The 10,022-nt window shown below is 65.6% G+C and carries 9 protein-coding genes; 3 read left to right on the top strand and 6 right to left on the bottom strand.

Annotation, left to right across the window (positions count from 1 at the left end; translation table 11 throughout):
- Positions 1 to 353 precede the first annotated feature (353 nt).
- From BG457_RS10425 to BG457_RS10410, 4 genes are all read right to left on the bottom strand, one after another.
- Positions 354 to 1,712: a DNA-packaging protein gene (locus tag BG457_RS10425; protein WP_245770976.1), complete on the bottom strand. Its 1,359-nt coding sequence runs from the start codon at positions 1,710 to 1,712 to the stop codon at positions 354 to 356.
- On the bottom strand, positions 1,630 to 1,965 hold the full coding sequence (locus tag BG457_RS20590) for a hypothetical protein (protein WP_071797073.1): 336 nt from the start codon (positions 1,963 to 1,965) through the stop codon (positions 1,630 to 1,632). Before BG457_RS20590 ends, BG457_RS10425 begins: the two co-directional genes overlap by 83 nt.
- Before the next feature lie 211 nt (positions 1,966 to 2,176).
- A complete protein-coding gene (locus BG457_RS10415) occupies positions 2,177 to 4,009 on the bottom strand; it encodes an SLC13 family permease (RefSeq protein ID WP_071797072.1) in 1,833 nt (610 codons plus the stop codon).
- 142 nt (positions 4,010 to 4,151) lie between these two features.
- Positions 4,152 to 4,982, bottom strand: a complete 831-nt coding sequence (locus BG457_RS10410) for a TIGR00282 family metallophosphoesterase (RefSeq protein WP_071797071.1) — start codon at positions 4,980 to 4,982, stop codon at positions 4,152 to 4,154.
- Between the two features lie 158 nt (positions 4,983 to 5,140).
- On the opposite strand from BG457_RS10410, the gene BG457_RS10405 reads away from it, so the two are divergent.
- The gene (locus BG457_RS10405; RefSeq protein WP_071797070.1) at positions 5,141 to 6,205 is read left to right on the top strand and encodes a hypothetical protein; all 1,065 of its coding nucleotides are present in this window, start codon (positions 5,141 to 5,143) and stop codon (positions 6,203 to 6,205) included.
- Here BG457_RS10405 and BG457_RS10400 read toward each other — a convergent pair.
- Entirely contained in the window at positions 6,193 to 6,684 is a 492-nt protein-coding gene (locus tag BG457_RS10400; protein ID WP_084657585.1) for a hypothetical protein, read from the bottom strand. The genes BG457_RS10405 and BG457_RS10400 overlap by 13 nt on opposite strands.
- A gap of 108 nt (positions 6,685 to 6,792) precedes the next feature.
- Here BG457_RS10400 and moaA point away from each other — a divergent pair, with 108 nt between their 5' ends.
- Both moaA and BG457_RS10390 read left to right on the top strand, forming a co-directional pair.
- Entirely contained in the window at positions 6,793 to 7,797 is a 1,005-nt protein-coding gene (gene moaA, locus BG457_RS10395; RefSeq protein WP_071797069.1) for a GTP 3',8-cyclase MoaA, read from the top strand.
- Between the two features lie 110 nt (positions 7,798 to 7,907).
- Positions 7,908 to 8,510: a GNAT family N-acetyltransferase gene (locus BG457_RS10390; protein WP_425434922.1), complete on the top strand. Its 603-nt coding sequence runs from the start codon at positions 7,908 to 7,910 to the stop codon at positions 8,508 to 8,510.
- Positions 8,511 to 8,620: 110 nt separating this feature from the next.
- Here BG457_RS10390 and BG457_RS10385 read toward each other — a convergent pair whose 3' ends face one another.
- On the bottom strand, positions 8,621 to 10,012 hold the full coding sequence (locus BG457_RS10385; protein WP_071797068.1) for a response regulator: 1,392 nt from the start codon (positions 10,010 to 10,012) through the stop codon (positions 8,621 to 8,623).
- Positions 10,013 to 10,022: the final 10 nt, after the last annotated feature.

Below are 10,022 nucleotides of genomic sequence, written 5' to 3'. Positions count from 1 at the left end.
GTTAACACAGACCTCTCACAGCGTGCGCAGCTTCGACCGCGCAACTCGCCCCACCACGCCGCAGCCCATGCGAGCGGTCAGCGGCGCCACAGCCGAAGCCTTGGCCTCCGCCCCTACCGTCACAGCCGTCTCCGGGGCCTTGCCCCTGCACAGAAACGCGAACATCTCAGGCTTTCTCCATCCGACCCAACCCCATTTTCTTGCCGAAAATACTCTCGGGGGGGTCGCCATTGCTGCGCCATTGGTTCAAGCACAATGGCGACGGGGGGGCAGACAGCCCCCCCGCCTGCTCGCGAAAACCACCTTTCGCCCTGATCTGCACCCAAACGCGCGCCCGCGTTAACACAGACCTCTCACAGCGTGCGCAGCTTGGGCCGCGCGACCCGCGCCCCCAGAATCACCTCATGCAAGGCCCAGACCAGCGCATCCACCCGGTCCGGGCTGCCCACCCCCTGAAACCCCTGCGCCGTCATCTGCATCATCTGATCTTCCAGCGCGCCAAGCCGGGCGGCATGAAACACCCGCCCCTGCTCATAAAGTGCGGCCACAGGCTCGGCGCGCGCCACCTTGCCGCGCGTCGCATGCACTGCGCGGAACGGCACCAGCGGGTCAATCTGGCGCAAGACCTGCTCCACGAGATTGCCGCCCTGATTGACCTCAGCCACGATCCGCTCCGCCCCATGCCGCGCCATCGCATCCAGCGCCGCCTGCGCCCAGGCGCTGGGCGAGGAAGCCCGCAGCGAGGCATCTTCCAGCACATAGGCCCGCCAATCCTCGACCGGCCCCTCGGTCACGGCCCCCACCACGACAATGCCGCAGAGGTCCGATTTCACCCCCGCACTCACCGCCGGATCGACCGCCACCACCACCCGCGACAGCGCAGGCAGCGCTTCCACCCGCGCGCGCTCCAGCAGCGCCATCGGCCAGAGCGTGCCCTCGACATCCTCGACCAGTTCTCCGTCCAGCTCCTGTCGTTCCAGATGCGTGCCCCGGTAGCGTTCGCGGATCTCCTCAAGAAAGGAGGGCGCCAGAAAGGCCCGGTTCGCCTCACTCGTGGCATGGGTCAGCACCGTCGAGGGCGCGCGCAGAATGGCCTTCAGCGTGGCTTGGGTGCGCGGCGTGGTCGTCACCAGTTGCCGCGGTGCCTCGCCCAGCCGCAAAGCGAATTGCAGCATGTCCCAGGCCTCATCCGCCTTGGGCCATTTCGCCAGCTCGTCGCACCAGGCCGCATCAAATTGCGGGCCGCGCAGCGCTTCGGGGTCGGACGCCGAAAAGCATTGCGCCACCGCCCCGTTGGGCCAGAGCAGACGGCGGCGCGTGGCCTCCCAGTCGGGCCTGCGGTCGGGCGGGCAGCAGGCCAGGATCCCGCTCTCGCCAAAGACCATCACATCGCGCGCCTGATCATAGGTTTCCGCCACCAGCGCCACCCGGCGCGCGCGGCCCGCATCCAGCGGCCGCGCCCCTTCCACCTGCGCGCGCACCCATTCGGCGCCTGCGCGCGTCTTGCCCGCACCGCGCCCGCCCAGACAGACCCAGGTCCGCCACTCCCCCTCGGGCGGCAATTGATGCGGCTGCGCCCAGAACTCGAACAGCCAGGGGAGTGCTGCCAGCGCATTGGGCGACAGCCCCTCAAGGAACCCCGCCACGGTCTCGGGCGGCGCGGATGAGATCCAGCCTGCGTCCGATCTCGGCGCGTGCGGCGTCAAGGTCAAGCTCGGCCCCGCGCGCCGCAGCCTCGACCCCCTTGAGCTTTTGAAGATTGGCACGTTCATGGTAAGCGATCTCCAGTGCTTTGCGCAGCCCGCGGAATTCCTCGGCCAGATCCTTGCCCAGACCCGGCCGCGGCTCGCCATAGCCCTCCATCAGATGGGTCAGCCGCGCGATGCTGATATTGAGAAGTTGCTCGGAATAGGACACCATGTTTTCCGGTGTCGGCCCCGGTCCGGGGCTGTGGTCATTGCTCATATGGTTCTTGCCTGTCCCTATGCCCCACCGCAGGAAACACCTCTGGCAAGACCCGCCAGCGGGCCGGTCAGAGGGCAGGATCAGACTAGCGCAAGGGTATGACCAAAGCGGTCACAGAGCGCGCGCCGCGCTCACAGGCTGCGGAAATCAGACGGGCCAGAAATCAGACGGGCCGGAAATCAGACAGGCCGGGCCGCAGAAGAACCGGAACTCACAGCGGCCAGAAAATCGGGATAAAAACCGCCGCAACCAGGGCCAGAAGCAGGTTGATCGGGATGCCGATACGCAGGAAATCAGTGAATCTGTAGCCCCCCGGTCCGTAAACCAGTGTATTGGTCTGATAGCCGATCGGCGTCGCAAAAGAGGCCGATGCCCCCATCATCACCGCAACCACCAGCCCACGCGGATCGATCCCCAAAGCCAGCCCCAGCGCAATGACAATCGGCGTCAGGATCACCGCCACAGCGTTATTCGTCACCAGCTCGGTCAGGAAGGATGTCAGCGCATAGACCGCCAGCACCAGCAGCACGGGCGAGAGTGTCGCCATATAGGGCGTCAGGAACTCCACCACCAGCTTCACCGAGCCCGCATTCTCCAGCCCTGCGCCCACGGCCAGCATGGCAAAAATCAGGACCAGCAAGCGCCCGTCCACGAAACTGAAGGCTTCATCCGCATCAATGCACCGCGTCAGCAGCACCACCGCCACCCCGAGGAAACTCATCAGCGAGATCGGCGCGAGGTCCAATGCCGAAAAGAACACGATGGCGCACAAGACCCCCACCACGATGGGCGCATGGCCGCGACGATAGGCGCGCTCGGTGGGTTTGGCAATATCGGCAAGGTTCATGTCCTGCGCCAGCCGCTCGATATCCTCGGGTGCCCCTTCCAGCAGCAGCGTATCGCCCACCCGCACCACCAGATTCTCGAAATTCGTGCCGATATTCTGGTTCCGCCGATGCACTGCCAGCGGATAGACCCCGTAGCGACGCCGCAGCCGCATATCGCCCAGCCGCCGCCCGACCATCTTGCAATCCGGCGAAATCAGCACCTCGACCGTATCCGTCGCAACCGAGGACAGCCGGTCCACATCCCGGTCGGCCAGCAACCCTTCCGGATCCGGCGGATTGTGATGCGCCACCCGCTCGACATCGGGGTTTTTCCTCAAGCCCAGAACCTCGGACATCTGCGTGCGCAGCACAACCCTGTCACCCGCCTGCAATATGATGTCGGTCATATCTCCGAACCGCAGCGACGCATCCCCGCGCAGCACATCGATCACCCGCGCACCCTCGCGCTTGAACATCTCGATCTCGGCCAGCTTGCGTCCGATCAGCCGCGAGGTCTCGGGAATGGCAACCTCGGTGAAATATTTGTTGCGCCCGCGCCCGGCCAACACATCGCTCAGCGAGGCCCGCTCGGGCAGCAGACGATGGCCGATCAGCGCCAGATAGCCCACTCCGGCAATCGCCATCAGCAGGCCCAGTTTGGTGATCTCGAAAACCGTGAAGGGCGCCATGCCATTGGCCCGCGCCACCCCATCGACCAGCAGATTGGTCGAGGTGCCGATCAGCGTCAGCGTGCCCCCCAGAATCGCAAGATAACTTAGGGGAATCAGAACCTTGGACGAAGAAACGCCCATCTGCTTGGCAAGCTGGATGAAAATCGGGATCATCACCACCACAATCGGCGTGTTGTTGACAAAAGCCGAAAGCCCCAGCACCGCGCAGGTCAGCACGGCCAGCGTGCGGATCGGACGCTTGCTGACATTGCGCGCGGCAAGCTGCGAGATCCAGTCCAGCGCGCCGGTGCGCACCAATGCGCCCACGATCACGAAAAGCGCCGCAATCGTCCAGGGCGCGTGGTTCGAAAAGGCTGCGAAAGCCGCCGATTGCGGCAGGATGCCCAGCAGCAGCATCAAAACCGCGCCACCAATCGCCGTCACTTCCACCGGATAGGATTCGCGCATGAAAGCGATGAACATGCCCGCAACGATCAGCAGGGCCACGATGGCCTGAGTTCCCTCACCCAATGCGATCCCGAACATACATCTCCCCCGATGCCTACGCGGTCATGGCCACGCCATCATCTGCTCTTGTCGCATATTGCCGACCGGATGCAAGCCACCCGGCTTCATATCCAGCGCGAAACCGGATGCCTGCCGCAATTCGCAGCAGCCGCGCCCCGGTTCAGTTACCGGTCAGGTCCGGCCCCGCCTGCGGCAGCCTCCCGCCAATGCGCACCATCTCGACATGGGCCGCCTGCCCGCTGCGCGCATCCACCTCGACCAGCACCCCCGAAAGCGTGGCCTCGCCCATCGCAGGCTCGAACCGCGCCTGCGCCATGCCGGTGATGAAACGGCGCATCGGCTCGTCCTTCTGCATGCCGATCACCGAATCATAATCGCCGCACATGCCCGCATCGGTCTGATACGCCGTGCCGCGCCCGAGGATCTGCGCATCCGCCGTAGGAATATGCGTATGCGTGCCAACCACCAAACTGGCCCGCCCGTCACACCAATGCCCCATGGCATATTTCTCGGATGTGGCCTCGCAATGCATATCCACAATGACCGCCTGTACCAGCCCGCCGCGCGGATGCGTGCGCAAAACCGGCTCAATGGCCGAGAACGGGTCACTATAGGGCTGTTTCATGAAAACCTGCCCCAACACCTGCGCGACCAGCACCCGCGCGCCGCCCGGCAGATCATAGACCCGCGCGCCCTGTCCGGGCGCCCCGGATTTGGCGAAATTCAGCGGCCGGATGATCCGCGCCTCCTGCGCGGCGAATTCGCGCATCGCGCGCTGGTCAAAGGCATGATCGCCCAGCGTCACGCAATCCGCCCCGGCCTCGAAAAGCGCCTTGGCATGTTCGGGCGACAGCCCCATGCCCCCGGTGGCATTCTCGCCATTCACGACCACGAAATCCAGCCGCCACGCGCTCCGCAGCCCCGGCAGACGGTCCGCCACCGCCTGACGGCCTGCCCGCCCCATCACATCGCCCAGAAACAAGATCCGCATGCCCCCGGATTAGGCTTCCCCGCGCAGAGGCGCAAGACGCAAACCACAGCGGCGCGCGGATTCCAGACCCGGCCAGATCGCTAAAATCCGATGCAGTTTTCACGCCTTTCCGCGTGGGAAAGAGCTAGACTGATGGCGAATGACGAAAGGAGCCCGCCATGCGTCAAATCCAGAACGCAGCCCTACCGGAGTGGCAGCTTCCCCCCACCCATCCACCCCTTGCGCCCCGCGACAGGCCGGATGCCTTCCTGCGCGCGATCCCGGATGCCGCGCTCGACATCTGCCTGATCCTGCGCAACAGCCCCGTCGCCGCACCGCGTGACGCGCTGCAACTCGCGATGCGCGGCTTTTGCACCCTGCCCTGGCCGATCTCCCATGCCACGCTTGGCCCCGGCAGGCTCGACCTGCGCATCGACGGCGCGCAGCTCGTCTTCGGAAGCTTTCCGCTGCCCACCACCGCCGCCTTCTTCCGGCCCGATATGGCCGGGGCCTCCCGCGCAACCGGGCGGCTCGGCTATCTGCTGAGCCATCACGACATGGCGCTGCGCCTGCGCATCGCCATATCCGCAACAACAGAGATGCTCGCCGCCATCCGGCATCTGCTCCTCAGCCTCACCCGGCCGAAAGCCGTGATCGCCCTGCCGCAATGGCTTGTGCTCAGCCTGCCCGAATTCGAGCGCCTGTCAACCGAGGCGCCCGACCAGCCCCTGCTCGCGATCCCCCTGCCGCGCCGCGCGCCGCGTCATGCCCGCCTGCGCCCCCGCGATCCGGACGCGAAACCGCCACAACAGCCCACCACCGAGCAGCCCGCAGCGCGCCCGCGCCTGTTTCGCCGCAGGCAGGACGGGCCAGATCCGCAGGGCGCGCCGGACCCGATCGAAACCCTGCTCGACGACTATCACGATACCCGCCTCAGCCGGGCCCTGCGCGCCGAGTTTCGCGCCACCGCCAACTGGAACTGGATCGCCACAAGGGGCAGCAACCACCGGCTTGCGCTCCTGCGCGGCCAGACCACCCGGTCAGAGCAGGCAAGCGACATGCTGGTCTGTGACGCAGTGGTTCTTGCCCGCCGGGGCTGGGCACGCCCCCGCCTCGCGCCGATCCTGCTCGCCACGCTGGTCGCGCTTCTGCCCCTGACAGGGCAGGACAGACCGGTTCAGACGGATATGGATCCCGACCGACCGGGGCTGATCCTGACCGCCGCGCCAGTTTATTCCGCGTAGACCTGCAATGTCACCAGTTGCGTCAGCGGCAGGCCCAATGTGGTGAAAGCCGAAAGCGAAAGCTGACTGCCCGACCCGGCCTCCGCGCCCGAGGGCCGCAACTCCACCCGCAACGATCTGCTGCCATCGGGCAACTCGATCCGCCCCTGCGTCACCCGCGTCACCAGACCGGTGCGCAACCACAGCCCCGGCTCGGACGGGCTGCCCAGACTGGCCAGCGTCTCGCCCAGGTGCTGCGTGCGCGCGGCAGGGGGAGCCAGCGCCGCAGCGCGCTCTTCAGCGCTGGTCTGATCGAGCGCTGCGGCCTGCAGCCCTGCACGTCCCAGCCCTGCCGCAACTCCGCCGTCCGGGCGGGTTTGCGGGCGTGCCGTCGCCTCATCAGGGCTTTGCACAGCGACCGCCTGCGCATCGCCCCCGCCGCGCCCAAGGCTGGAAAGCTGCGCACAACCGCCCAGCACCAGCGCCGCACCCAGCAGCATAGCAGAAGAATACCGTACCATCATGCCGCATGACATACCGCCAATACCTGCACCCTGCAATGCCCAAGCCCCTTGCCGCACCCAAGCGTGATCGCTAGATTACCTTGCATGACAGCCCCCCTGATCGACCCTTTCGCCCGCCCGATCTCTTACCTGCGCGTCTCGGTGACGGATCGCTGCGATTTCCGCTGCGTCTATTGCATGTCCGAGAACATGACCTTCCTGCCGAAGAAAGAGCTTCTGACGCTGGAAGAACTCGACCGGATGAGTTCGACCTTCATCCGGCTGGGGGTCCAGAAACTGCGCATCACCGGCGGCGAGCCGCTGGTGCGCAAGGATATCCTGACCTATTTCCGTGCCATGTCGCGCCATCTCGACAGCGGCGCGCTGCAGGAACTGACCCTGACCACCAATGGCAGCCAGTTGCGCAAACATGCCCGCGCGCTGGCCGAATGCGGCGTGCGCCGGATCAATGTCTCGCTCGACACCCGCGATGACACGAAATTCGCCGCCATCACCCGCTGGGGCAGGCTTTCGCAGGTGCTCGACGGCATCGCCGCGGCGCAGGAAGCCGGGATGCGGGTCAAGATCAACGCGGTGGCGCTCAAGGGCTTCAACGAGGACGAGCTGTTCAGCCTCGCCGAATGGTGCGCGCGCGAGGATATGGACATGACCTGGATCGAGGTCATGCCGATGGGTGATCTGGGCAATGAGGACCGGCTCGATCAATACTGGTCGCTCAAGGATCTGCGCGCCCGGCTCGCGACACGCTACACGCTGACCGATCTGGCGGAACGCACGGGCGGCCCGGCGCGCTATGTGCGACTGGAAGAGACCGGCCAGAAAATCGGCTTCATCACGCCCCTCACGCATAATTTCTGCGAAAGCTGCAACCGCGTGCGCCTCACCTGCACGGGAGAGTTGTATATGTGCCTCGGGCAAGAGGATATGGCCGATCTGCGCGCGCCGCTGCGCGCCGCGCCGGAAAATGACCTGCTGGAAACGGCCATCCGCAACGCCATTTCCCGCAAACCCAAAGGCCATGATTTCGACTATTCGCGCCAATCCGTCGCCGGTCAGGTCTCGCGCCATATGAGCCATACGGGCGGCTAGACGTAAGGTGCGTGGTCCCCACGCACCCTACCCCGCCCCAGCGCCCCCTCTGGACAGCGCGCAGTGATTGCGCTCTTCTCCCCGCGAAGCCAGAACCATTTCAGGACATGATGATGATAGATCTCGGCCCGATCACCTTCTCCGGGCGCCATGTCGCGCTGTACCCGCTCGACCCCCGGCACCATGACGATCTCGTTCAGGCCGTGACCGAGGGCGCGCTCTGGCGCCTGTGGTATACCACCATCCCCCGGCCAGAGGCGATGGAAGCAGAAATCGCGCGCCGTCTGGCGCTTCAGGCGGCAGGCACGATGCTGCCCTTCGCGGTCATCGACCCCGCCACCGGTCAGGCCGTCGGCATGACCACCTATATGAATATCGACGCTGCGACCCCGCGTCTGGAAATCGGCTCGACATGGCTTGCCCGCCGCGTGCAGCGCACGGCGCTCAATACCGAAGCCAAGCTTCTCCTGCTCACCCATGCTTTCGAGCGCCTCGGCTGCATCGCGGTCGAATTCCGCACGCATTTCCACAATCAGCAAAGCAGGCGGGCCATCGAGCGGCTGGGCGCAAAGCTCGATGGCGTGCTGCGCCAGCATATGCGGCTTGCCGATGGCAGCCTGCGCGATACTTGTGTCTACAGCATCATCGCCTCGGAATGGCCCGCTGTACGCGCGGGCCTGAACTGGAAACTCGAACAGCACAGCGCCGGTTGACAGGCGCGAAGACCCGCAGCAATCCTGCCCGCCCATGCCCCCGGCATGGGCAGCGCCCGCGAATGGCATGGGCAGGGCGGGCGGGCCGTGAGCGGGCGCTCCTGCCCCCCTCAGGCCAGCTTGCGCCGCCGCGACACGGAAATATCCAGTTCCGTGATCTTCTTGCGCAGCGTGTTGCGGTTGATCCCCAGCAGATCGGCGCATTTCGCCTGATTGCCGCCGGTTGCATCCAGCGCAATCTCGATCAACGGGATCTCCATCTCGCGCAGGATCCGCCCATAGAGGCCGGGCGGCGGCAATTCCTGCCCATGCAGGTCGAAATAGCGCTTCAGATGCCGTCCCACCGAATCCGAAAGCGTCTCATCGGTGAAGCGCTCACCCATCACCGCAGCGCTGGGCTGGCTCTGCAGCGCGCCTTCGATCTCGGCGCGGGTGATCACCGGATCGCTCTGGGTCAGGCTCAGCCGCCGCAATGTGTTCTGCAACTGGCGCACATTGCCGGGCCAGGAATAGCTGCGCACCAGTTCCATCGCCTCGGGCGACAGGCTGCGCTGGCTCGCCCCTTCATCCGCCGCCTGCCCCAGAAAATGCGCGGCCAACGGTTCCAGATCGTCGATCCGCTCGCGCAGGCTGGGCACATTCAGCACCACACCGCCCAGCCGGTAATAGAGATCCTCGCGTAGCGCCCCTTCGGCCAGCGCCCGCGTCAGATTGCCCTGCGCCGTGGCCATCACCCGCGGCCCGTCCTCGGGCAGCGCATCCAGTAGCCGCGCCGCGCGCAATTGCGCATCCGTGTCATAGGCGGTCAGCTCGTCAAAGAGAAGCGTGCCCCCCCGCACCCGCGACAAGAGCGACTGGGCCCCGTCCGCGCTCTGCAGATCCTCGGAATTCGCGGTCACAAAAGGCTGGCTGCGCCGGTCCGACAGATCATGCAGCGTGCGCGCGATCAGCGATTTGCCCGTACCCGATTCGCCGATGATCAAGACCGGCATCGTCGAATTGATCACCCGCGCGATCAGCCGGTACAGCTCCTGCATCACCGGCGTGCGCCCGACAAGCGGTATGGCATCCATGCTCAGCATATCGCCGCGCGGCGCGGGCGAAGGGCGCTGCGGCGCCTCCGCCGCCGAGATCAGCCGCCGGTTCTTCATCGCCGCACCCGCGCGTTTCAGCAGATCCGGCAGGTCGAACGGTTTGGGCAGATAATCATGCGCATCGACCTCATTGGCCTGAATCGCCGTCATGATCGTATTCTGTGCCGAAATCACGATCACCGGCAGATCGGGGCGCTCCTTGCTGATCTTGGGGATCATCTCGATTCCGTTGCCATCGGGCATCATCACATCGGTGATCACCAGATCGCCGCGCCCCTCCTCGACCCAGCGCATCAGCGTCGTCAGGCTGGAAGTGGCATGCACCTTGCAGCCCGCCCGCGTCAGCGCCTGAGTCAGCACGGTGCGGATCGTGCGGTCATCGTCAGCCACCAGAACTGTGCCGTCCATCAGGGCCTCT

It is taken from the genome of Natronohydrobacter thiooxidans, from assembly GCF_001884735.1.
Lineage (GTDB): Bacteria > Pseudomonadota > Alphaproteobacteria > Rhodobacterales > Rhodobacteraceae > Roseinatronobacter > Roseinatronobacter thiooxidans_A.
This window is presented reverse-complemented; position numbering and strand designations above follow the sequence as displayed.